Source organism: Micromonospora sp. NBC_01796 (genome assembly GCF_035917455.1).
In the GTDB taxonomy this organism is placed as follows: Bacteria; Actinomycetota; Actinomycetes; order Mycobacteriales; family Micromonosporaceae; genus Micromonospora_G.
This window is the reverse complement of record NZ_CP109078.1, coordinates 2954890-2979470: the sequence shown is the minus strand read 5'-3', so window position 1 is coordinate 2979470 and position 24581 is coordinate 2954890. Positions and strand designations below refer to the sequence as shown.

At 69.5% G+C, this 24581-nt stretch carries 17 protein-coding genes and 1 pseudogene; 11 read left to right on the top strand and 7 right to left on the bottom strand.

What is annotated here, in order from left to right; translation table 11 throughout:
* Position 1: 1 nt before the first annotated feature.
* Both gyrA and gyrB read right to left on the bottom strand, forming a co-directional pair.
* Positions 2 to 2524: a DNA gyrase subunit A gene (gyrA, locus tag OIE47_RS13705; RefSeq protein WP_326561870.1), complete on the bottom strand. Its 2523-nt coding sequence runs from the start codon at positions 2522 to 2524 to the stop codon at positions 2 to 4.
* Positions 2525 to 2706: 182 nt separating this feature from the next.
* Positions 2707 to 4650, bottom strand: coding sequence for a DNA topoisomerase (ATP-hydrolyzing) subunit B (gyrB, locus tag OIE47_RS13700; protein WP_326561869.1), 1944 nt, complete (start codon positions 4648 to 4650; stop codon positions 2707 to 2709).
* 496 nt (positions 4651 to 5146) lie between these two features.
* On the opposite strand from gyrB, the gene OIE47_RS13695 reads away from it, so the two are divergent.
* Positions 5147 to 5701, top strand: coding sequence for a hypothetical protein (locus OIE47_RS13695; protein ID WP_326561868.1), 555 nt, complete (start codon positions 5147 to 5149; stop codon positions 5699 to 5701).
* Positions 5702 to 5896: 195 nt separating this feature from the next.
* Positions 5897 to 7066, top strand: a pseudogene (locus tag OIE47_RS13690) (MFS transporter); the annotation flags it as partial.
* A gap of 121 nt (positions 7067 to 7187) precedes the next feature.
* Here the strand turns inward: OIE47_RS13690 and OIE47_RS13685 are convergent.
* From OIE47_RS13685 to dnaA, 5 genes are all read right to left on the bottom strand, one after another.
* Entirely contained in the window at positions 7188 to 7715 is a 528-nt protein-coding gene (locus OIE47_RS13685; RefSeq protein ID WP_442792151.1) for a DUF721 domain-containing protein, read from the bottom strand.
* A 196-nt stretch (positions 7716 to 7911) separates the two neighbouring features.
* Complete coding sequence (gene recF / locus OIE47_RS13680) at positions 7912 to 9045, bottom strand: DNA replication/repair protein RecF (protein WP_326561867.1); 1134 nt, start codon at positions 9043 to 9045, stop codon at positions 7912 to 7914.
* 6 nt (positions 9046 to 9051) lie between these two features.
* Positions 9052 to 9924: a phosphogluconate dehydrogenase (NAD(+)-dependent, decarboxylating) gene (gene gnd / locus OIE47_RS13675; RefSeq protein ID WP_326561866.1), complete on the bottom strand. Its 873-nt coding sequence runs from the start codon at positions 9922 to 9924 to the stop codon at positions 9052 to 9054.
* A gap of 39 nt (positions 9925 to 9963) precedes the next feature.
* Entirely contained in the window at positions 9964 to 11097 is a 1134-nt protein-coding gene (gene dnaN, locus OIE47_RS13670; RefSeq protein WP_326561865.1) for a DNA polymerase III subunit beta, read from the bottom strand.
* A gap of 1028 nt (positions 11098 to 12125) precedes the next feature.
* Positions 12126 to 14024 (bottom strand): chromosomal replication initiator protein DnaA, encoded by a 1899-nt coding sequence (dnaA, locus tag OIE47_RS13665; protein WP_326561864.1) that lies wholly within the window; start codon positions 14022 to 14024, stop codon positions 12126 to 12128.
* 657 nt (positions 14025 to 14681) lie between these two features.
* Here dnaA and rpmH point away from each other — a divergent pair.
* From rpmH to OIE47_RS13620, 9 genes are all read left to right on the top strand, one after another.
* A complete protein-coding gene (rpmH, locus tag OIE47_RS13660) occupies positions 14682 to 14819 on the top strand; it encodes a 50S ribosomal protein L34 (protein WP_091249168.1) in 138 nt (45 codons plus the stop codon).
* A gap of 35 nt (positions 14820 to 14854) precedes the next feature.
* A complete protein-coding gene (rnpA, locus tag OIE47_RS13655) occupies positions 14855 to 15283 on the top strand; it encodes a ribonuclease P protein component (RefSeq protein ID WP_326561863.1) in 429 nt (142 codons plus the stop codon).
* Positions 15280 to 15573, top strand: coding sequence for a membrane protein insertion efficiency factor YidD (gene yidD / locus OIE47_RS13650; protein ID WP_326561862.1), 294 nt, complete (start codon positions 15280 to 15282; stop codon positions 15571 to 15573). The genes rnpA and yidD overlap by 4 nt, the downstream gene beginning before the upstream one ends.
* Positions 15570 to 16601: a membrane protein insertase YidC gene (gene yidC / locus OIE47_RS13645; protein WP_326561861.1), complete on the top strand. Its 1032-nt coding sequence runs from the start codon at positions 15570 to 15572 to the stop codon at positions 16599 to 16601. The genes yidD and yidC overlap by 4 nt, the downstream gene beginning before the upstream one ends.
* 287 nt (positions 16602 to 16888) lie before the next feature.
* Positions 16889 to 17449, top strand: coding sequence for a Jag family protein (locus tag OIE47_RS13640; RefSeq protein WP_442792150.1), 561 nt, complete (start codon positions 16889 to 16891; stop codon positions 17447 to 17449).
* A 7-nt stretch (positions 17450 to 17456) separates the two neighbouring features.
* Entirely contained in the window at positions 17457 to 18365 is a 909-nt protein-coding gene (rsmG, locus tag OIE47_RS13635) for a 16S rRNA (guanine(527)-N(7))-methyltransferase RsmG (protein WP_326563090.1), read from the top strand.
* A gap of 1148 nt (positions 18366 to 19513) precedes the next feature.
* Positions 19514 to 20548 carry a ParA family protein gene (locus OIE47_RS13630; RefSeq protein WP_326563089.1) on the top strand — a complete coding sequence of 345 codons (1035 nt, stop codon included), beginning with the start codon at positions 19514 to 19516 and terminating at the stop codon, positions 20546 to 20548.
* A gap of 27 nt (positions 20549 to 20575) precedes the next feature.
* A complete protein-coding gene (locus OIE47_RS13625) occupies positions 20576 to 21610 on the top strand; it encodes a ParB/RepB/Spo0J family partition protein (RefSeq protein ID WP_326561859.1) in 1035 nt (344 codons plus the stop codon).
* Positions 21611 to 23570: 1960 nt separating this feature from the next.
* Positions 23571 to 24467 (top strand): hypothetical protein, encoded by an 897-nt coding sequence (locus OIE47_RS13620; RefSeq protein WP_326561858.1) that lies wholly within the window; start codon positions 23571 to 23573, stop codon positions 24465 to 24467.
* The last annotated feature ends 114 nt before the right edge of the window (positions 24468 to 24581 follow it).

Below are 24581 nucleotides of genomic sequence, written 5' to 3'. Positions count from 1 at the left end.
ACTAGTCCTGTTCGTCAGGCTCGTCGGCATTGCGAGCAATGGCCACGATCGTCACACCATCCGGGAGGTCCATGAGCTTGACCCCCATTGTGTTCCGATCGCGTGTACGGCGTACAGGCTTCACCGGAGTCCGGATGACGCCGCCGTTACTGGTGATCGCGAACAACTCGTCGTCCGGGCTGATCACCACTGCGCCGACCAGTCCACCACGTCGCTCGGTGATCTTCGCGGTCAGCACACCCTTTCCTCCCCGGCCCTGCACCGGATATTCCTCGATCGGCGTACGTTTTGCGTACCCGCCGTTCGTTGCCACCAGGACATCCATCCCGTCGGTGACCACTTCCATGGCCAACAGGACGTCGTCGTCGGTGAAGCGCATCCCGATCACGCCCGAGGTGGCGCGACCCATCGGCCGCAGTGCCTCGTCGGTGGCGTTGAACCGGATCGCCTGTGCCTTTTTGGACACCAGCAGGAGATCGTCCTCGGGTCCGGCAAGTGCCGCGCCGACCAGCTCGTCCTCATCGCGCAGGTTGATCGCGATGATGCCGCCGGAGCGGTTGGAGTCGAACTCCTCCAGCTTGGTCTTCTTGACCAGGCCCTTCTGCGTCGCCAGCACCAGGTACGGCGCGACCTGGTAGTCCGGGATCTGGATGACCTGGGCGATCTGCTCGTCCGGCTGGAAGGCGAGCAGGTTGGCCACGTGCTGGCCCTTCGCCGTACGGCTCGCCTCCGGCAGCTCGTACGCCTTGGCCCGGTAGACCCGGCCCTTGTTGGTGAAGAAGAGCATCCAGTTGTGCGTGGAGCAGACGAAGAAGTGGCTGACGATGTCGTCCTGGCGCAGGGTCGCGCCGCTGACACCCTTGCCCCCGCGCCGCTGCGACCGGTACAGGTCGACCTTGGTGCGCTTGGCGTAACCGGTACGGGTGATGGTGACCACGACGTCCTCGCGGGCGATCAGGTCCTCCATGGAGACCTCGCCGTCGAACGGCAGGATCTTGGTACGCCGCTCGTCGCCCCACTTCGCCACGATCTCGCCGAGCTCCTCGGAAACGATCTTCCGCTGCCGCTCCGGCTTGGCCAGGATGTCCTTGTAGTCGGCGATCTCGAGCTCGATCTTCGCCAACTCGTCGATGATCTTCTGGCGCTCCAGTGCGGCGAGCCGCCGGAGCTGCATGTCGAGGATCGCGGTCGCCTGGATCTCGTCGATCGTCAGGAGCTGGACCAGCCCCTGCCGGGCCTCCTCGACCGTGGGCGAGCGCCGGATCAGGGCGATCACGTCGTCGAGCGCGTCCAGTGCCTTGACCAGACCGCGCAGGATGTGCGCCCGCTCCTCGGCCTTGCGCAGCCGGTACGCGGTCCGCCTCCGGATCACCTCGATCTGGTGCTCGACGTAGTACCGGATGAACTGGGCCAGGTTGAGCGTGCGCGGCACCCCGTCGACCAGGGCCAGCATGTTGGCGCCGAAGGTTTCCTGGAGCTGGGTGTGCTTGTAGAGGTTGTTCAGCACCACCTTGGCGACCGCGTCGCGCTTGAGCACCAGGACGATCCGCATGCCGGTACGCCCGGAGGACTCGTCCCGGATGTCCGCGATCCCGGCGAGCTTGCCCTCCTTGACCAGTTCCGCGATCCGCTCGGCCAGGTTGTCCGGGTTGACCTGGTAGGGCAGCTCGGTGACGACCAGACAGGCCCGCCCCTTCTTGTCCTCCTCCACGTCGACCACGGCGCGCATCCGGATCGAGCCGCGACCGGTCCGGTACGCGTCCTGGATCGGCTGGTGTCCGACGATCAGCCCGTAGGTGGGGAAGTCCGGACCCTTGACGATCTCGAGCAGCGCGTCGAGCGTGGTCGCCTCGTCGGAGTCCGGGTTCTCCAGGCACCACTGGACCGCCGCGCCGATCTCCCGCAGGTTGTGCGGCGGGATCTTGGTGGCCATGCCGACCGCGATGCCCTCGGAGCCGTTGAGCAACAGGTTCGGGATCCGGGACGGCAGGATCGTCGGTTCCTTGGCCCGGCCGTCGTAGTTGTCCTGGAGGTCGACGGTGTCCTCGTCGATGTCCCGGAGCATCTCCATCGCCAGCGGGTCGAGCTTGCACTCGGTGTACCGCATGGCGGCGGCGGGGTCGTTACCGGGCGAACCGAAGTTGCCGTTGCCGTCGACCAGCGGGTAGCGCAGCGACCACGGCTGGGCCATCCGGACCAACGCGTCGTAGATGGACGAGTCGCCGTGCGGGTGGAACTGACCCATCACGTCGCCGACCACCCGGGAGCACTTCACGTACCCGCGGTCCGGACGGTAGCCGGAGTCGAACATGGCGTAGAGGATCTTGCGGTGTACGGGCTTGAGTCCGTCCCGTACGTCCGGCAGGGCACGGCCCACGATCACGCTCATCGCGTAGTCGAGGTAGGACCGCTGCATCTCCACCTCGAGCCCCACCGGCTCGATGCGGTCGTGCTGGACCACCGCCGCGCTGGCGGCGGCCGGATCGACCGGCTCGCTATCGAAGGACTCGGGAGTATCCGTCACTGTCAACCCTTATCAGACTAATTAGCCGCTTTACCTGTGGATAACGGCTGTGGAAACCGTCGAAACTGTGGATAACCATGTGGATGCAAGTCTCCGTGCACCCACTGGTCATCCTGATGTCCACCGTCGGTCACCCGGAAACCAGGACACAATCAGGAAGATCCCGACGTACGGGAACAGCCTTAAATGTCGAGGAACCGGACATCCTTCGCGTTTCGCTGGATGAACGACCGTCGTGCCTCCACGTCCTCACCCATCAGGACGCTGAATAGCTCATCAGCGGTTGCAGCGTCGTCGAGCGTGACCTGACGCAGCGTACGCGTTGCCGGGTTCATCGTGGTCTCCCAAAGCTCCGGGTAGTTCATCTCGCCCAGACCCTTGAACCGCTGGATGTCGTCCGGCCTGGCGTTGGGCTTCTTCTGCTGCCGCAGCGCGATCAGCCCGTCCCGTTCCCGGTCGGAGTACGCGTACTGGGCGTCGTCGCCCTTCTTGTTCCACTTGATCTTGTAGAGCGGCGGGGCGGCCAGGTAGACGTGACCCATCTCGACCAGCGGCCGCATGAAGCGGAACAGCAGCGTCAGCAGCAGGGTCTGGATGTGCTGGCCGTCCACGTCCGCGTCGGCCATCAGCACGACCTTGTGGTAGCGCAGCTTCTCCATGTCGAAGTCGTCGTGGATGCCGGTGCCCAGCGCCGTGATCAACGCCTGGACCTCGTTGTTCTTCAGCACCCGGTCGATCCGGGCCTTCTCCACGTTGAGGATCTTGCCGCGGATCGGCAGGATCGCCTGGGTACGCGGATCACGCCCCTGCTTCGCCGAGCCACCGGCGGAGTCACCCTCGACGATGAACACCTCGGACTCGCGCGGGTCGGTCGACTGGCAGTCGGCCAGCTTGCCCGGCATCGAACCGGACTCCAGCAGCGACTTGCGCCGGGCGAGCTTGCGCGCCTGCTGCGCCGCGATCCGGGCCCGGGAGGCCTGGGTCGCCTTGGTGATGATCAGCTTGGCCTCGGCCGGGTTCCGCTCGAACCAGTCCACCAGCCACTCGTTGCAGACCCGGAGCACGAAGCTCTTCACCGGGGTGTTGCCCAGCTTGGTCTTGGTCTGCCCCTCGAACTGCGGGTTGGACAGCTTGACCGAGATGATCGCGGCCAGCCCCTCCCGTACGTCCTCGCCGGAGAGCTTCTCGTCGCCCTTGAGGAACTTCTTCTCCAGGCCGTACTTGTTGACCACACCGGTCAACGCGGCCCGGAAGCCCTCCTCGTGGGTGCCACCCTCGTGGGTGTTGATCGTGTTGGCGAAGGTGTAGACCGACTCGCCGTACGACTCGTTCCACTGCATGGCGATCTCGACCGACATGCCCTCTTCCTCGGCCCCGAACTCGACCACCGTCTTGTGGAACGGGTTCTTCGAGGCGTTCAGGTGACGGACGAAGTCGGAGATACCGCCCTTGTAGCAGAAGGTCACCTCGCGCGGCTTGCCGTCGTCCTCCTGGACCCGCTCGTCGCGCAGCTGGATGGTCAGTCCCCGGTTGAGGAACGCCATCTCCTGCAGCCTGCGGTAGATGGTCTCGAAGGTGAACTCGATCGTCTCGAAGATCGTCGGGTCCGGCCAGAACGACACCGAGGAGCCGGTGAGGTTGGTGCTCTCGCCCTTCTCCAGCGGGGTCGGCTTGGAGTTGTGGTACTGCTGCCGCCAGACGAAGCCGTCCTTGTGGATCTCCAGCGCCATCCGGACGGAGAGCGCGTTGACCACCGAGACACCCACGCCGTGCAGGCCGCCGGAGACCGCGTACGCCTTGCCGTCGAACTTGCCGCCCGCGTGCAGGATGGTCAGCGCCACCTCGACGCCCGGCTTCTTCAGCGTGGGGTGGAGGTCGACCGGGAAACCACGGCCGTTGTCGACCACCCGCACGCCGCCGTCGGCGAGCAGCGTCACCTCGATGGTGTCGCAGTATCCGGCGAGTGCCTCGTCGACCGCGTTGTCGACGACCTCCCAGACCAGGTGGTGCAGACCGCGCTCGCCGGTTGATCCGATGTACATACCGGGCCGCTTGCGAACCGCCTCCAGGCCCTCGAGCACCTGGATCGACCCGGCACCGTATTCCTGCTTGTCCTGCGTTGCCACCTTGGCCACTTTCTCGCACCATCCGGGCACCAGGGCGCGGCGGGCGCGGGTTTGGCGGGCACGCGACTCAGCGCACAGGCCGGCACCACGATTGATCTGCGGATACGGCCGAAAGCGCCGGTCGCCGCGGATGCCCGCGGTTCGCGATCGGCTCGGACCCGGTGCGGACTGGTGGCCCAGGCCAACCTGGCCCGCGTCGTCGCTCCACACCGTGTCCTCGTCTCGATGTCAATCCTACTGTGCCGAGACGACAGAACCAGTACGCGGCACCCCTGCGGACCCACCTGAGACCCCCGTAGCCGGCCGCACCCCGCCTACCGCGACTCCCCCCACACGCCACCGGTCGGATCAAGGCCGCTCCGCGCCGCCGCGCTCGACCCGGAGGCGGATCTTGGGCACGGGGGTCGCGCGAACGGCTCGCCGTGCCGTAACTTTGCGTCGCTGTCGCCGTGCCTCGGACGGCCGGTTCGGTACGTGCTCAGGAAGGTGACGCCCGATGGGGCTGGACAACGTCGCGGTGCATTGGCCGCGTACCGGCCGCTTCTACGATCCGGTGGCCCCGGCCGACTTCGTGGACTTCGGCGACCTCGCCGACGCGCCCGAGGTGGCCGCGCCGACCGCCGCGCTGGCCGGGCACATCGCCAAGACCGGAACGGTACGCGCGACCGCGTACACCGAGCTTGTTGATCTCCTGCTCGGCCTCGACGGTGTGCTCTACGCCACAGAGGCCGCGGCCGAGGACGAGGACCCGGTGATCGACCCCGACGGCTGCGCCTGGATCGCCGGCGGCCTCGAACGGTTCGTCGACGGCCACCGCCAGTACGGCGATCTGGTGACCTTCGACACTGTCGGTGCCGTGCTCCGGTCCGCGCTCGCCGACGGGCGCCTCGCCGAGCAGCAACTGCGCTGGCTCGACAACCGGCTCGACGCCCTGCGCGACGAGTCCGGCGCCGCCCCGCAGTGGAGTTTCGTACGGTCGGAGCTGAGCGTGCTCGCCGGCTTCTACCGACGCTGCGCCGACCGTGGCTTCGCCGTCTACGCCGACTCCTGACATTACTGCCCGGTAGCTGATCGGCCGGCGTTTGCCCAGGTCAGGACGAGCGTGGACGGACATGAACTCCATCACTAGAAGTAAGCGATCCGCTACCTCCTGAGCCAGGATTGCACGTCGCCGAGAGCCGGCGACGGAGTCCGGGACCTGGTGCGCGTACGTCGCCGCCGTCCGAGGGGGGGTCGGCTCGCGACCATGCGCGCCACATTCGCTGCTCTGCGCCATCGCAACTACCGCATCTGGGCCGGTGCCGGCTTCGTGTCGATCATCGGGACCTGGATGCAGGTACTCGGCATCAACTGGTTCGTGCTCCAGGCGACCGGTTCGGTGACCTCGATGGGTTGGGCGGTGCTGCTCCAGGCCGTACCCACCCTCCTGCTCAGCACCTGGGGTGGCGCGCTCGCCGACCGGCTACCGGCCCGGCCACTGCTGGTCGGCACCCAGGTCATGCACACCGGGCTCGCCCTGGGGCTGGCGGCCGTGGCCTGGTCACACACCGGCGGGCTGCCGGTGATCTACGCGATCTCGCTGGTCAGTGGCGCCGTCTCTGCCATCGAGGGGCCGGTGATGGGTCGCTGGGGTTCCACCCTGGTCGACCGGTCCACCCTCGGCAACGCCCTCGCCCTCGGCTCGCTCACCAACTCGGCCGGCCGGATCCTCGGCATGAGCGTCGGCGCGGTGGTGGTCGCCGCCTCGGGCCCGGCCCCGCTGTTCCTGATCAACGCGATCAGCTTCGCCGCCGTGGTGCTGGCACTGCTCTCCATCCGGCAGGGGGACCTGCACACCCCCGAGCCGGAACCGAACGGTATCGAGACACGGGACACCGGCGGCGTACGGGCCGGGTTCGCGTACCTGCGGGGGCAGCCGGTGGTGCTGATCATGCTCGCGCTCGCCTTCGTACTGGGCAGCCTCGGGCGCAACTACCAGGTGACCATGGCCGCCATGAGCGACGGCCCGCTCGGCGCCGGAGCCTCGGGGTACGGGCTGCTCTCCACCGTCTTCGCGGTCGGCACCGTGGTCGGCGCGCTGGTCGCCGCCCAGCGACGCGAACTCGGGTACGGCATCCTGGTCGGCGCCGGGGTGCTCGCCAGCCTGATGCAGATCCTGGCCGGACTGGCACCGGGCACCTGGAGCTTCGCGGCGTTCATCCTGCCGATCGCGGCGACCGCCGTCCTCATCGACACCACCGTCGGCACCCGGGCCCAACTCGACACCGACGGCGCCATGCGCGGTCGGGTACTCGCCGCGGTCGGCGTCACCGGTGCCATCTCGGCGGCGGTCGGTGCACCGTTGCTCGGCTGGCTCTCCGAACACCTCGGGCCGCGCCAGACGCTGGTACTGGCCGGCGCGCTCGCGGCGCTCGCCACGGTGGCGGCCGGGCTGGCGCTGAGCCGGCAACGAGCCCGGACCGTACCGGCCGGGTCCGCGCCACCGGCGCCGATCACCGTCGGTCGGGCGGCGGCCCGGCAACGGGGCGTGGCGGCGGTCAGCCGTATGTGTCCCGTGGGCCACGCCCCCGTACCCGTCGCGGCCCACGCGACCACGACGGCGCTGTCGGACCGTGGATATGCAGCTTCCGGACCACGTTATGGCCGACCTCGCCGGCGATCCGCTTCAACAGCGAGCCAGCCAGCAGCCGCAGTTGGGTCGCCCACGCGGTCGACTCCGCCTCGACCGTCAGCTCGCCGTTCTCCAGCTTGATCGGGCGGCTGTGCTTGGCCACGTCCGGGCCGACCACCTTCTCCCACGCCCCGAAGACCGTCGCCTCCGCCGTGGGCTGCTGCCAGCCACGGGCCTTGACCAGGCGGGCGAGCACCGTACCGAGCAGTTGCGGGTCGCGCGGGTCCGGGCCGGGGCCGGAGTAACCCCGTAGCCGCCGCCGGGGTTGGCCGTCGCGGCCCACGCCCCGGTCGTCCCCGGTCACCCCGTCGGCGTCCGCGCCGGTCCGGCGCCGCTGCGGGGCCCGGTTCGTCTCCCGGCGCGCCCGAGCCGCATCGAGTACGGCCCGAGCCAGCTCCGGACCACTATGTTCCGCCGTCGCCCCCGCCCCGGCGGCTGCTGCCGACGCGGGGCCGGAGCCCGGCGTGGGGTCCTTGGCCGGTGTCGACCGCGTACCCGATTTTGCCTTCGGGGCCGCCTTCGAAGCCGGCTTCCGACCCGGGCTCGGGCTCGGGCTCGGGTTCGGGTTCGGGTTCGGGTTCGGGTTCGGGTCAGTCGGCACGGCGGACCGTCCCGTCCGTCACCGCGTACCGGGAACCCCGCAACCGCGACGGCACGTCGTCGTCAACCGCGCAGGTGACCAGTAGCTGACTGGCACCACCGACGAGTTCGGCCAACCGCTCACGGCGGCCGGCATCCAACTCGGCGAACACGTCGTCGAGGGCGAGCACCGGTTCGATCCCGTCCGACCGCAACAGGTCGTACGCGGCGAGCCGCAGCGCCAACGCGTACGACCACGACTCGCCGTGGCTGGCGTACCCCTTGGCCGGCAGCGGACCCAGGGTGAGGGCCAGTTCGTCGCGGTGCGGCCCGACCAGCGTGACGCCCCGCTCCACCTCGCTGGGGCGGGACTCGGCCAGGGCGGCGGCCAACGCAGCCTCCAGCGTTGCCCGGTCCGGCACCGGCTCGGTCAGGTCGACCGACGGTCGGTACGCGATCCCGGCCGCGCCACGACCGGCGGCCACCGCGTCGTACGCCTTGGTCACGTGCGGCGCCAGGGTGGCGACCAGGTCGAGCCGACCCGCGAGCAGCTCCGCACCGTGCCGGGCGAGTTGGGCGTCCCACACGTCGAGGGTGGAGAGGTCGCCGCCCCGCGAACCCCCGGTCTTGCGGGCCAGGTACGACGTCCGCAACAACGCGTTGCGCTGCTTGACCACCCGCTCGTAGTCGGCCCGGACCCCGGCGTAGCGCGGCTGCCGGGTGACCAGGAGGTCGTCCAGGTAGCGCCGCCGTTCCGCCGGATCGCCCCGGATCAGCTCCAGGTCCTCCGGGGCGAAGAGCACCAGCCGCAGCGCGCCGAGTACGTCCCGGGCCCGCCGGACCGGTGACCGACCCAGCCGGGCCCGGTTGGCCTTGCCCGGCACGATCTCCAGTTCGACCAGCAGCTCCCGGCCGTCGTGCACGATCGCGCACCGCAGCACCGCGGCGCTCGCGCCGACCCGTACCAGCGGGGCGTCCGTGGCGACCCGGTGACTGGACAGGGTCGCCACATAGCCGAGTGCCTCGACGAGGTTCGTCTTGCCCACCCCGTTGGGGCCGACGAAGACGTTCCCGCCCGGCTCGAGGTCCAGCTCGACCCGCTCGTACGAGCGGAAGTCGATCAGTTCGAGCCGGCGGACGTACACCGGGCGCTAGTTCTTGTGGATGGCGTGGCCGCCGAACTGGTTGCGCAGCGCGGCCACCGCCTTGATCGCGGGCGAGTCGTCCTGGCGGGACACGAACCGGGCGAAGAGCGATGCGGCGATCACGTTCATCGGCACCGCGAGGCGGATCGCCTCCTCGACCGTCCACCGGCCCTCGCCGGTGTCCTCCGCGTAGCCGCGCAGGTTGGCCAGCTCCGGGTCCTCGTCGAGGGCTCGGTCGAGCAGGTCGAGCAGCCAGGAGCGGACCACCGTGCCCTCGCGCCAGGACTTGATCACGCCGGGAACGTTGGTCACCAGCTCGGAGGCGGACATCAGCTCGTAGCCCTCGGCGTACGCGTGCATCAGGCCGTACTCGATGCCGTTGTGCACCATCTTGGCGTAGTGCCCGGCGCCGACCGGGCCGGCGTGCACGAAGCCGAACTCACCGGCGGGCTTGAGCGCCTCGAAGATCGGCATCAGCCGGTCGACGTGCTCCTGGGAGCCGCCGACCATCAGTCCGTAGCCGTTCTGCCGGCCCCACACACCACCCGAGACGCCGACGTCGACGTACCCGATGCCGAAGCGGTCCAGCTTCTCCGCCCGGGGGGCGTCGTCACTGAACCGGGAGTTGCCGCCGTCGATCACGATGTCGCCCGACGCCAGGACCCCGGACAGTTCGTCGATGGTCGCCTCGGTCACCGCGGCCGGAACCATCACCCAGACCACCCGGGGGGCGGCCAGCTTCTCGACCAGCTCGGCGAGACCGGCAACGTCGGTGACCCCGGGGTCACGGTCGAAACCGACCACCTCGTGTCCAGCGGCGCGCAACCGTTCGCGCATGTTGCCGCCCATCCGACCGAGACCTACCAGGCCGATTTGCATTTCCGTGTCCCCTTATGAGTTACGTTCTACCGATTCGGGTCAGCGTGTGACCCGGATCGGCATGATCAAATAGCGATAGCCGGGAATGACTTCCCCGTCCTCCCCGGAGGGGGAGATCACCGCGGGCTTGAAGGCGTCGACGAACGAGAAGACCGCCGTCGCGGCGCCCAGGTTCTGCAGCCCGTCGATCAGGTAGCCGGGATTGAAGCCGATGGTCAACGGCTCACCGGTGAAGGTCGCCTCCATCGCCTCGCTCGCCCGCGCGTCCTCGGTGCCGCCGGCCTCGACCACCAGGCCGTCCGAGCTGAAGCTCAGCAGCACCGGGGTGGTCCGCTCGGCGACCAGCGAGACCCGCTTGACGACCTCGATCAGCCCGCTGACCGCGACCCGCGCCTCGGCGTTGTGGCTGCTCGGGAAGAGCGACCGGACCGGCGGGTAGTTGGCGCCGTCGAGCAGCCGGCTGGTGGTACGCCGGGTGCCACCGGCAAAGCCGATCATCCCCTCGCCGGCCGCGCCCTGGGCCAGTGCCATGACCACCTGGCCACCGGTCGGGCCGAGCGTCTTCGCCGTGTCGTGCAGGGTCTTCGCCGGCACCAGCGCGTTGAGGCTGATCTCCGGGTCGTCCGGCTGCCACTGCATCTCCCGCAGGGCGAGCCGGTACCGGTCGGTCGCGAGCATCGCCAGCGTGCTGCCGTTCAGCTCGATCCGTACCCCGGTCATCATCGGCAGCGTCTCGTCGCGCCCGGCGGCGATCGCGACCTGGCTGACCGCCGAGGCGAACGCGGCGGCGTCGATGGTGCCGGCGCTGGCGGGCATCTCCGGCAGCGTGGGGTAGTCCTCGACCGGCATGGTCGGGAGGGTGAACCGGGCGCTGCCGCAGACCAGTTCCAGGTGCGAGCCGACCGCGGCGATGTCCACCGGCTTGGCCGGCAGCGCCTTGGTGATCTCGGCGAGCAGCCGGCCGGAGACGAGCGCCGCGCCGTCCGCGTCGGCCTGTACGTCCACCGTCACCTGGCTCGAGACCTCGTAGTCGAAGCCGGACACGTGCAGGCTGCCCTCGGCGACCCGCAGCATCACACCGGCGAGCACCGGGACCGATGGCCGGCTCGGCAGACTCTTGGCCGTCCAGGCCACGGCGTCGGCGAGCGCGTCGCGCTCCACTCGGAACTTCATGCCATTGCCTCCGCGTCGACGTCAGCGACCACTGTCTCATGCCGGGTGGTGCCTGCCCGCCCGGCCAACCGTGCGGATCCCCATCGCACCTTAGGTGGCGATGGCATCGGCTGTGCGCCCGACCCCGGTGTTTCGGCACCCGGTGCCGGGCTCTGGTGGGGTCGATCAGCTGAATCCACAGAATGCCCAACGGTGATGATTGGTTTTTGTTGTCTTAGAGATAAAACTCATCGTCTTCATCGGTGTTGTGCAAACTGTGGATGAGCGGCGTTTGGCCTGGCCAGAGGATTATCCACCGGTGGGTTTGCTGGGGAAAACCTGGGGTAAAACCCGGCTCGCGATCCACAGCCGGTCGGCGGCCCGCAGTTGTCCACGGTTGTCCACCGGTTGTCCACCGGTTCTCCACCGGGTTTCTCCCCAAGCCTGGGGACAGTCGAATCCCCATCGATCCTCGTTGTCCCCAGAACCTTCAACAGCCGGTCCACAGCGAGCCGGCGCCCGTGGATAACTCGACTACGGAGCGTGTCTGTCCACAGCGGTTTCCCCAGAAGTTGTCCACAGGTTGTGGATAGCCAGGTAGATCGGCACTACCGGTTGTCCACCGACGGTGGATAACAAGGTGTGGACAACTTCCGCCCGTCCACCGCCGACCGCCGTCCCCGGGCCCGCCGAGGCGGCCGTCCTTCGTCGCCGAGGGTCGGAAATCACCGGGCGGCGGCGCATCCGGGCCGAGCGGGATCCGTGCAAGCGCCTCCGACGGGACCGGTGGGGCTACTGGATCTCACCCGATCGGCGGACGACATCACCCGGCCGGATGACCCAACCGGTCCCGGCACGGGCGGGCGGCCTCGGTCGGATCGGTGCCATGGGCAAACCACAGCCCTCGGGGTACGCCACAGGGCAGTGGCAGAGCGCGTGGGGGCGCGTACGCGGGCGAGCGCCGACGTATCCGTTAGCTATCGGCGGGGTCGGTCACGGCGTGGGAAGCCCGGCGCCCGTTGCGGGTCCGGACGTCGGCGGGACCCGCTTCAGGTGTTCTGCTTGATCCGGTTCGTCAACTCGGCGATTTGGTTGTAGAGCGAACGCCGCTCGGCCATCTGCTGGCGGATCTTGCGGTCGGCGTGCATCACCGTGGTGTGGTCCCGACCACCGAACGCCTGACCGATCCGGGGCAGCGACAGCTCGGTCAGCTCGCGGCACAGGTACATGGCCACCTGGCGGGCGTTGACCAGCACCCTGGACCGGGACTGACCGCGCAGGTCCTCCAGGCTCACGCCGAAGTAGTCGGCGGTGGAGACCATGATCTGGTCGGCGTTGATCTCCGGGCCGGAGCCGTCCGGGATGAAGTCCCGCAGGACCTCCTCGGCCAGCGACAGCTCGACCGTGGCCCGGGTCAGACTGGCGAACGCGGTCACCCGGATCAGGGCGCCCTCCAGCTCCCGGATCGAGTTCGAGACCCGCGACGCGATGAACTCCAGTACGTCCGGCGGGGCGTACATGCGCTCCTGGGCGGCCTTCTTCTGCAGGATCGCGATCCGGGTCTCCAGGTCCGGCGGCTGGATGTCGGCCAGCAGGCCCCACTCGAACCGGGTACGCATCCGGTCCTCCAACGTGGCCAGGTCCCGGGGCGAGCGGTCGGAGCTGATCACGATCTGCTTGTTCGCGTTGTGCAGGGTGTTGAAGGTGTGGAAGAACTCCTCCTGGGTCCGCTCGCGGTTCTCCAGGAACTGGATGTCGTCGATCAGGAGGATGTCGACGTCGCGGTAGCGGCGCTGGAACGCACTGGTTTTGTCGTCGCGCAGCGAGTTGATGAAGTCGTTGGTGAACTCTTCGGTGGAGACGTACCGCACCGAGCGGGCGTTGCCCAGCGTCGTGGCGTAGTGCCCGATGGCGTGCAACAGGTGGGTCTTGCCCAGCCCGGAGCTGCCGTAGATGAAGAGCGGGTTGTACGCCTTGGCCGGCGACTCGGCGACCGCGACGGAGGCGGCGTGGGCGAACCGGTTGGACGAGCCGATGACGAAGGTCTCGAACATGTACTTCGGGTTCAGCCGGTTTCCCCCGCTGCTCCCGCTGTCCATGCCGCCGCCGAGCCGGCGGTCGTCCCGGCCACCGGTCCGGTGGTCCATCGGGGAACCGCCTCGGCCGGGGCCGCTGTCCGTGCCGTTGTCGCGAGCCAGACCGCGGGGCCCCGGGTCGCCGTGCCCGCCGATCGAGTCGTCCCGGTAGCGGTGCTCCACCTGTCGGGGGTCGAGGGCGTGCGGACCACCCGGTCCCCGCTCCACACCACGGTCGTCAAGGTTGCGCCGCTCCTGCAGCGGCGCCGGCGGCCGGCCCTGGTCGGCGTAGGAGCCGTCCGGGTACGCCTGGTCGGGGTACTGCTGCTCGGGATAACCCGAGTGGTCCGGGTAGCCGGGGCCGAAGAGGGTGTCCTGACCCCCGTCGCGGCTGCTCGGGATCAGGCCCATCCGGGGTGGCTCGACCGGTGCGGCGGGGTACTGGGCGGAGCCGGTGGGTACGCGTTCGACCGGACCGGTGGGCGCACTGTCCCGTGGCCCCTCCGGTGGCGGACCGTAGGCACTCGGGCCGGGGGCCGGGGCGTAGCCGCTCGGGGCCGGGTTCGGGGTGCCGCTGCCGTACAGCGTTCCGGTCGGTCGTCCCTGGCCGTCCTCCGGGGGGCGGACCGTGACCGCGACCTGGATGGCCCGACCGAGGTGCCGGGAGAGAGCGTCGGTGATCGCCGGGCGGAGCCGGGACTCGATGACGTCGCGGGTGAACGCGTCCGGGACCGAGAGGAGTGCCGTGTCCTCGACGATGGCGCGCAGGCGGGTGAGTCGGAGGTACGCGCGCTGTTGCGCCGAGATAATTTCATCGGCAAGATCATCGGTTGCGGCCAGCCACACCGCGGCAAGGTCGATCGTGTCGGCCACCGTCGCGCCACCCCCATCGCCTCTGCGTTCCCGGCCGCCGCTGGTGTGCTGCCAGTCGACCGTTCCGGGCCTGCTACCGCTCTCGAACAGGCACGACCTGGCATGCCCTGCGGTTGACCGAACCGTCGTCCACAAGTTATCCACAACCTGTGTATCGACTGATTGTGGCTCCCCGCCGGACCTGTGTCCTACCTGCCCCCGGCTGAATCAGCGCTGACGCGGGTTCACCTGTCGAACGATCGACTAGCTTGTCCAGTTTTGCACGGCGGCGGCACCGAGCCCCCTGACGCTCACCGGCAAACGGGCACGCTAACAGCGTTCTCCACAACGCTTCAACCGTCGGACCGGTGCGGGTAGGCCGAACATCGGGGAAAACTACCGCTTACGACACGGTCGTCCGATCCTGGCCGATTTTTTGGCACGGCCTCCGGGGTGTTTGACGGTCATTGCGCCCGTGCGTAGGCTTTAGCGGCTGCTCTCTCGCCCTCTGCTAGGGTGATGGGTGCTTGCTGTCCGCGGTCGCCACCCCGCGCCTCGCCGGTCCGTGCACCACCGGGCAGCATCGCCCGTAGGCCACCCGCTCGGTGGTCGACGGCGGACCACCATCCGACCCCGTAGTCGACCGACCGGGGCTCGTACGAAGACGGAGAGCCTGACGTGAGCAAGCGCACCTACCAGCCGAACAACCGCCGGCGCGCGAAGACCCACGGCTTCCGGCTGCGCATGCGTACCCGCGCCGGCCGCGCCATCCTTTCGACCCGTCGCGCCAAGGGCCGTGACCGCCTGTCGGCCTGAGGGCCGATCGGCCCGGCCCCGGGGATGTAGACGTCGTGCTGGCGGCCGCGCAGCGACTGCGGCGTAGCGGCGAGTTCGCCGTTGCGGTCCGCGGCGGACGGCGTGCCGGTAGGGGCGCCGTCGTGGTCCACCTCGACCTGCCGTCCGCTTCGCCGTCCGTCGGGCCCGAAACAGCAACGCCAGAGCCGGTGCGTCCGGCCGGCACGGAGCAGGACTCCGCGCCGGCCCGCGCCGGTTTTGTCGTCTCCAAGGCCGTGGGCGGGGCGGTCGTCCGCAACAGCGTCCGCCGCCGGTTGCGGCACCTGGTGCGGGAGCGGTTGACCACGCTCCCGGCCGGGACAACCCTCGTCGTACGAGCACTGCCCGGCGCCGCCGACCTCACGTACGACCGGCTCGCAGCCGACCTGGACGCGGCTCTCGCCGCCGCCCGGCGGCCCCGACGCTCGGGGCGGCGACCCGAATGAGCGGGGTGACCGGGAGGTCCCGAGCCAGCACACTCGGTGCCCGTGTGCTGGCAGGAGCCATCGTCGCGTACCGTCGTTGGATAAGCCCGGCGCTGCCGGCCCGCTGTCGGTTCTACCCGTCGTGCAGCGCGTACGCCCTTGAGGCGGTGACGCGGCACGGTGCCCTCCGGGGATCCGGCCTCGCGGTCTGGCGGCTGTCGCGCTGCCACCCTTTCCACCCTGGTGGATATGACCCGGTGCCGGAGCCGGGCGGCCGCCGACATGCCGATGTGACTGGAGCCCCGAATTGAGTCTCGACTGGATCTACTGGGCGATCTCGTGGATCCTGCTGATCTGGCACTCCGCGTGGGACGCGATCGGGGTACCGGCGACAGCGGCCCTCGGTACGAACTGGGCCTGGATCCTCTCGATCATTTTCCTGGTGATCACCGTCCGGGTGATCCTCTTCCCGGTCTTCGTCAAGCAGATCAAGTCGCAGCGGGCGATGCAAGCCCTCGCGCCACAGATCAAGGCCCTGCAGGAGAAGCACAAGGGTGACCGGGAGACGCTCCAGAAGGAAACGATGGAGCTGTACCGGAAGGAGAAGGCCAACCCCCTGATGGGTTGCCTTCCGATGTTCCTGCAGATCCCGGTCTTCCTCGGCCTCTTCCACGTACTCCGCCGGCTCAACCCGGACAACCCCCAGCCGACGATCTACGGCTGGAGCCTGGACCAGTTCACCAGCGCCTCCAACGCGAAGCTCTTCACAGCCCCGATTTCCGGCCGGTTCGGCTCAACCGCGGCTGAGATGAGCGCCCTGGGCGCGAACCCGACCACCGTGAAGATCATGGCGGGCGTCCTGGTGCTCATCATGATCGCGACCACCTACCTGACCAGCCGTCAGATGATCCTCAAGACCGGCTGGGCCCAGGACCCGCAGCAACGGATGATCCAGCGGTTGATGCTCTACGGCATCCCGGCCTCGCTGCTCATCTCCGGCGCGATCTTCCCGATCGGCGTGATCATCTACTGGGTGACCAACAACCTCTTCACCCTCGGCCAGCAGCAGTGGGTGCTGCGGAAGTACCCGCCGCCGCCCACCGCGAGCCTGCCCGGCCTGCCCGGCTCCGGTTCGCGTAACGCGGGGACCGGCAACCGTCCGGCGACCGGCAACAAGGCGGCACCCGCGGCCAAGCCGAGCGGTCTCTTCGGCCGTACCAAGGCCAACGGCGCCCAGCCGGAACCGAAGCCCGCCGTCGACACCAAGGCGCTCGCCCCCAAGCCGGGCGCCAAGCCGGTCAACCCGAAGAAGGGACGCCCGGCCAAGCGTCAGGGCTGAGTCATCGGGCTGCCGGCGGTACCCACCCCGCCGGCAGCCCCCAGGAATCCGGAGTCCAGGCAGCCGCCAGCGCGCCCGGCGCCGGACAAAAGGATTCCGCCGCGCGCCGTCGCGGTAGCGGGCGAAACTGCCCGAGAAGACGTGCCCGTGGCACTCGGCGACCTCCCGCCGGGCCCGGGAATCAGCGGACCGTACAGGTCCGGCCGAGCGAGTACGGAGATGAGACCGTGACCGACACCAGCATTCCGCGCGCCGAGCAGCAGACCCTCGAAGAGGAGACGGACCCGATCACGGTCGAGTCCGATGACGACGACGACACCGACGAGGAGACCGCCGAGGGCGGTACCGAGGTGCGTGCCGAGGCGGCAGCCAAGCCCGCGACCACCGACGCCGACCTGTTCCGGCAGAGCGAGATCGCCGCGGACTACGTCGAGGGCCTGCTGGACATCCTCGACTACGACGGTGACATCGACGAGCTGGTGTCGGCCGGTCGCCCGGTCGTCGAGGTGGTGGGAGGCCGGCTGCAACCACTGGTCGGCCAGCGCGGCGCCACGCTGGAGGCGCTCCAGGAGCTGACCCGGCTCGCGGTCTTCCGCCAGACCGGTACGCCGAGCCGGCTGCTGCTCGACGTCGGTGGCTACCGCGCCACCCGGCGCAAGGAACTCGCCGCGGTGGCGAAGAACGCGGTGGAGAAGGTCAAGGAACACGGCGAGCCGGTACGCCTCGAACCGATGTCCGCGTTCGAGCGCAAGTGCGTACACGACGTGGTGAACGCGATCAGCGGTGTCGAGAGTGAGTCGGAGGGCGTCGAGCCCAGCCGTCGCATCGTTGTCCGTCCGGTTGCCTGACCGGGTGATGACGTACGACCCTGCGGCTCACGCCGCCGCCGGCCCGGGTGGTGACACACCGCCCGGGCCGTCTTCGTCCACCGCCCCGGACGGCTTGGACCCTGCCGCCCTCCCCGCCGCTTCGAACCCGTCCACAGCACCGGCGGCCGGTGAACCCGGCCCGCCGGACGTGTCGCTACCGGACGACCTGGCCGACGCCGCTCGTACGCTCTTCGGCGACCGCCTCGACCTGGCGACCGCGTACGCGGAACTGCTGGCCACCGACGGAGTGCTCCGCGGCCTGATCGGCCCACGCGAGGCACCTCGGATCTGGGACCGACACCTGCTCAACTGCGCGGCGGTCGCCGAACTCATCCCGACCGGATCCTCCGTGCTGGACGTCGGCTCGGGTGCCGGTCTGCCCGGCATCGTGCTCGCGATCGCACGACCGGACCTGTCGGTCGTACTCGTCGAACCGCTGGCCCGGCGGACCGCCTTCCTGACCGAGGCGGTGACCGCCCTCGGCCTTGACTCGTCGGTGACGGTCCTCCGCGCGCGTGCCGAGGAGCTGGCCGGCGGTGGACCCGCCGGTGTCCCGGCCGACATCGTCACCGCACGAGCGGTGGCCCCGCTCGACCGGCTCGCCGGGTGGTGTCTTCCGCTGACCACCCTGGGCGGCCGGGTCCTCGCCCTGAAGGGATCCTCGGCGGCCGACGAGGTCGCCGAGTACGGGAAGGCCGTCGCCCGGCTCGGTGGTGCGGCCCCCCAGGTTCGGCACTGCGGAGTGGGGCTGGTCGACCCGCCGACGACCGTGGTGGAGATCGTGCGTGAGCGTCTGGTCGGCCCGGCGCTGCGCGACGCTCTGGCCAAGCGCCGTGCAGCAGCCAGAGCGGAGTCTGGCCGGCGCGGTGGCGGTGGCCGGGCTCGGGGCCGCTGACCCCGTCCTTCCGTACCGGTGAAGCCCGGCTCTGGTTCTTGTCGACCCAGAGCCGGGCTTCACCGTTTCAGCTGACCCTGGGTCGGCTCCTGGACGATGTCGGGACGCCGGCCTGCGGCCGCGCGGAGGTGGCGTCGGGCTTGACCGCTGCTCGTGAACCTGGGGCCAGCCTGTGACCGGCGTTGACCGACCCGGACCGTCCGGAGCCCGATGGCCTCGACGGACGGGTGGCCTGCTGCTGCGATGGCGAACCTGGGGTGGGTCCGGGGCCGGGTCGCCGTCGACAGGGTCCGGCCGCACCTGGCCCGGCACCGTCCTGTCTGGAGGGGCCGTGCCCCAGTGGTCGGCGGGCCACACGGTCAAGCCCGACCGGAGTCAGAAAGGGGGCGACGGCGTGAGTCACCGCGTCAAGGGCCCGGGTCGGTGGGCTGAAAAGCTCGCCGGGACGAACTTCGGGGTCCCGGTGACCGAACCGCCGGGGCAGACCGATCGGAACGCGTAAGCCGATCGTTGTTCCTGCCTCGGTTGCCTTGGTTGCCTCGGTCGGAGGGGTGTTTCTGATGACCTCGGCGGTGGACCTTGTTGTCAGCCATGGTCTCCCCGGCCCATCGGCCGTAGGCTGGCCGCGCGTCGATAGTGTGGACCGGGCGGCGGCCGGCGGCCCTGTGGGCCCCTGCCGTTTCTCGCCGGGCCGTAGGCTACAACCCGAAAGCGCGAAGTTCGTGGGCGCTGGCGGTGCCGACCCGTCCGAAGCTGGCAGGGATGACACGGTGCATGACAACGGTAGGTATGACGATCAAGGGATAACCGAAGCCCGGCGCTATCAATCCGATGGCCCTGATGTTTCACGTGAAACCGAGTACGAGGGCTGGTCGGCCGGAAGTCGAGCCCGGTCACCGCACGGGGCCGACCCGGCGACGAGCCCAGCAGAGGAGTACGGCCCCACGGAACCACGGATCGACCGGGTGACCGTTCACTTCGAGACCGGAACCGCGGCGGCAGAAGCATCGGTGCCCGGGCGGCTGATGGCAGAGCGCCAGCAGCCCGACGGGCCGGTGGCCGAGCGGGGCGGAGCGCTCCAGCAGGGGCCTGCCGTACCGGAGCAACCCGTACCGGCGTCGGCCGGTTCGTCGTACCAGTCGTCGGGAGTGGGTGGTCCCGTGGTGCAGCCCAATGCCGGCGCGCCCGTTCAGTCGGAGCCGGCGGGGGTCGACCCGCCAGACACGCACTCGCCCGTCACCGGACCCTTCCCGGAAGATCCGGGTAGGGACGCGTACGTTTCACGTGAAACTTCGTCTCGGGAAGAGGATGATCCCCCGTTGGCTATGGAGGCAATGCGCGCCGTGCAAATCCTGAACCCGAGTGGCGAGGTGAGCATGCCCCGCCCCACCCGGACGCGGATCATGTGTGTCGCGAACCAGAAGGGCGGCGTAGGCAAGACCACAACCACGGTCAACCTGGCTGTAGCGCTGGCCCTGCACGGTAACCGGGTGTTGGTGGTGGACCTCGACCCGCAGGGCAATGCCTCGACCGGCCTCAACGTTCCGCACCACGCCGGCATCCCGGATGTGTACGACTGCCTGATCGAGAACGTGCCCCTGGCGGAGGTGGCCCAGGCGGTCGAGGGCATTCCGAACCTCTGGTGCGTACCGGCGACGATCGACCTTGCCGGCGCCGAGATCGAGTTGGTCTCCGTGGTGGCCCGTGAGTCGCGGCTGGGCCGGGCCATCAACGCCTACCCCGGTCAGTTCGACTACGTGTTCATCGACTGCCCGCCCTCGCTCGGCCTGCTGACGGTCAACGCCCTGGTCGCCGCCCAGGAGGTGCTGATCCCGATCCAGTGCGAGTACTACGCGCTGGAGGGGCTCAACCAGCTGATCAACAACATCAACCTGGTGAAGCAGCACCTGAACCCCACCCTCGACGTCTCGACCATCCTGCTCACCATGTACGACCGGCGTACCCGACTGGCGGACGCCGTGGAGCAGGATGTCCGCAACCACTTCGGCGACAAGGTCCTCCAGGCGGTCATCCCACGCAACGTCCGGGTGTCGGAGGCTCCTAGTTACGGTCAGTCGGTGATGACCTACGATCCCGGTTCGCGGGGCGCGACGAGTTACTTCGAGGCGGCTCAGGAGATTGCGGAGCGGGGGGTCAAAGACCCCGTCGGCCGGAATGCTTAGGTCGGTTGATTCGGTGGGAGGCGTGGCATGAAGAACCGTCCGCGGGGCGGGCTCGGTCGGGGTCTTGGGGCGTTGATTCCCACCTCCCCGCTACCGGCGTCCGGGGTGGCGACGGCCGAGGACGTCCCGAACCGGATCGAGGCCGCCGACCAGATTCCCGACGAGAGGGAATTCGGCGACGCGCCCGAACCGTTCGAGCCGGAACGGGCGAACGGCTCCGGACCCGAGTTGGCGCCCGTACCGGGGGCGCACTTCGCGGAGATCCCGGTCGGCTCGATCGTGCCCAACCCGAAGCAGCCCCGGCAGGTCTTCGACGAGGAGGCACTGGAGGAACTCAAGACCTCGATCCAGGAGGTCGGCTTCCTTCAGCCGATCGTCGTACGGCGCCTCGACGGCGAGCAGTACGAGCTCGTCATGGGCGAGCGGCGGTGGCGGGCAGCGCAGGCGGTCGGCCGGGAGGTCATCCCGGCGATCGTCCGGGACACCCGCGACGACGCGATGCTGCGGGACGCGTTGCTGGAGAACATCCACCGTGCAAACCTGAACCCGTTGGAAGAGGCGGCCGCGTACCAGCAGTTGCTGGAGGAGTTCGGGGCCACGCACGAGGAACTCGCCCGCCGGATCGGCCGCAGCCGGCCGCAGATCTCCAACACGATCCGGCTGCTGAACCTCCCGGCACAGGTGCAGCGGCGGGTGGCCGCAGGCGTGCTGTCCGCCGGTCACGCCCGCGCCCTCCTGGGTCTCGACGAGTCGGAGGCGCAGGAGGCACTCGCGCTTCGGGTGGTTGCCGAGGGGCTCTCGGTGCGTACGACCGAAGAGCTCGTGCAGTTGGCCATCTCCGAGGGGGCGGCGACAAAGAGCACCCCCGCGACCCGGCGGGCCAAGCCGCACGCCCCGGCGCTGACCGATCTCGCCGACCGGCTGTCCGATCGCTTCGACACCCGGGTCAAGGTGGACATCGGCCGGAGTAAGGGCAAAATCACGATCGAGTTCGCCTCGGTCGACGACCTGGAACGCATCGTGGGCATCATCGGCATGGAGGAACAGGACGCCGCCGGCTGACCGATCCCGAGCTGGTCCGATGGCCGCGCCCGCCGATTCCGGCGGTGCCGCGGCCATCGCCGTTTCTCCGGGTACGCCGCCCGCTTACCCGGCCACCGGTGGTGTTGCCTCGGCCCCGCTGGGAGGTGTCGTCTTGCCCGACCATGGAGGTGCTGCTTCTCCGGTTCGGCACGTGGACGGATGGCCAGGGCGGCTCGTCCGTCCTGCGGAAGGCGTCGCCGCCAGTGGGTGCCGACGCTCCACAGCGAGCCCCGTTTCACGCGAGCCCCGTTCCACACGAGCCCCGTTCCACACGAGCCCCGTTCCACACGAGCCCCGTTCCACACGAGCCCCGTTCCACACGAGCCCCGTTCCACACGAGCCCCGTTCCACACGAGGCCTGCGCCATTCCGGGCCGGTTTCACGCCAGGCCTGTTTCACGTGAAACCGTGCGGCGATGCCGAGCCCGGCGAGTGGACTCGTCCTGCAATGTCGACCGGTTCGGGGCTGGGCGTGGCCCTGGAGTTCCGGCCTGCGATCCGTGGGGTCATGGCGGTAGGTCCGCCGGTCGGTGAGCGCCCCGACCAGTCCTCGACGCGGGCTGCGATGCCGAGACACAGTCCCGAGTCTTCCGGCATCGCTCACCACCGCACACGCCGGATGCCGATACGCGTGGTTGGAATGGCCCTCCCCGCCCAGCCCGCGACGAGCGCCAGTGACGCGACGCCGTGCCGTGGTCGACGCCATGCGGCAATGGCCGCCGCGCGCGACCTGGTCCCCTGCCGCCGGTTCGGCCGCTGTGGATGTGCACACCTGGTCTGACTTCAAAACGACCGGAGACTCCGTGGTGTCCCGCGCGGTCGGGCCGTCGGGCGGTACGGCCCTCGGCCCCGCGCCACGCCCCGGGACGTAGGTGCTGGGCAGGACGAGGGGAAGGGGCCTTAGGCCCCCGGGACAGGACAGCGCAGGTAGGTGTGTGGCGTGACGGGCGACAGGGGTGGTGACCATGGTGACCGCCGAGGGGCTGACGCGAGGGGCCACGGACGGGGCTGTGGCGGAGCCGTCCTCGTACCGGCCGGTTGAGTTCGGGGCGAGACCCTGGCCGGCGACCGGGGCAACACGTCTGGCTTGAGGCGTCCATGGCGCCAGACGTGGGCCAGCACGAGGAAGGCGCGCCTGCCGCCGCGCGCCGTCAGTCGCCCGACCCTCGACCTCCAGCCGCCGACCTTCGCCGGACGGAACAGATCGAGACGGGTGGGAGAGCTGAACGGAACAGCACGAGCCAGAACAGGGCAGCGCGTCCGGAACTGTCCCGGCCACGGCGCAGTGCAACTCCGGGTGGCCGGGCCGCGTCATGTCCAGCGAGCCAGGTCGAGGCGCTCGCCCACCCGCTTCCGGCCGGACGGCTAGACCCTGGCGACGCCACAACGCCACAACGCCACAACGCCGGGATGCGAGCACGGAAAGACGGCCGGACGGCATGAGCGGTGACGGCGCGGTCCTCCGGGGTTCGACGGCTGGTCGTTGAGTGGGGACGCCGACCAGGGGAGATTTCACTGGCCCGCCGAGGTTGTTCATAGGGCGAGGAGGGGCTGGATCGCGGCCGTGGCGACGGGTGGAAACCGGGCGACGGGAGCGTGGCGCGTGCCGATCGACCGAGCGTCCGAAGTAATCCACAGGGTTTGTCCACAGCCCCACCCCGTTTCACGTGAAACCGCGCGTGAAACGGGGTGTAGCCCTGTGGATGACGGACCGAAAACCAGGCCCTCGGGGCACCGGTACCGAGGGTTGCCGGTCCCGATCGGCGACTTCGACCCGGCTCCGGGCCCTGTTGGGTCCTGTTCCCGAGCGGTGCTGACCAGCCGCTCGGGGCGTACCGAGTCACGCCGCACCAGGGCCGGTGGTCAGCCCCGCTCTGCGTACGGGGCGGGGGCCGAGATGGGGAGGGACAGTCGTCTGTAACTCGGTTAGGGTCAGCGTCGTGTCCCACACCCCTCTTTCCGTACCAGACTTCGCCAAGTGGCCCTCGTTTCCCTTCGAAGGCGACCTCCGCGTCAAGCATCTCGACGACCCGGTCGACGTCGAGCCGGCTCGCAAGGGCGAAGGTTCGGCCGAATGCCTCTCCTGCAACGCCCCGGATGACGCCTACATCTGGGTGAGTGAGCGTTGGCGGGTACGTGCCATGGACCGCCCGACCGGGCTGCCGATGGTGCTCATTCTCGAATCCCGGTCGCATCTCGACCTGGGTGACCTACCCAACCTGCTCGCAGCGGAACTCGGTGTGATGACCGTGCGCCTGGAGCGAGCCATTCGATCCCTCGACGGTGTCGCCCGGGTACACGTCAACCGGTGGGGCGATGGCTCGGCTCACCTGCACATGTGGTTCCTGGCGAGGCCGTACGGCCGGCTGCAGTTGCGCGGTACCTTCCTGTCGCTGTGGGACGCCATCCTGCCGGCGATCCCGGAGTCGACCTGGCGGGAGAACCTCGCCCACGTCGCGGCTTGGTTGGCCGAGTTCGGTGGGCGACCGCTGGCGGCGCCACCACGAATCCAATGGCAGGCGCCGTCGAATCTGACCCAGCAGGCGGCAGCCAGCCTGGGATTGGAAGACGTCGAGCTGGAGCCGGCAAGCTCGAGCGGCGACGTCGAAGGTGATGCCCCGACCGGCACCGCGCCGGATGGAGCTACCTCGGACAACGGTCCGGCAGACCGATCGGTGACGGACGGCTCCCTGGTCGCGTACGCCGAGGCCCCACCGGAGCAGACCGGCAAGACCGGGCAGGCCACCGGGACGGAACAGGACGACGAGACCGAGCAGGACGGCAGGGCGGAACAGCAGGACCAGACCGAACGGCCGGTTGATCGGTCAGCCGGGTGACCGGCCATCCGCGAGACCTCGGGGATCGGGTCGGGCACCGGGCACCCGGTGCGACCCGGTCGCCAGGTCGCGCGGGGTGAACCCGTGGACCGGACAGGGCGTTAGCAGGACAGC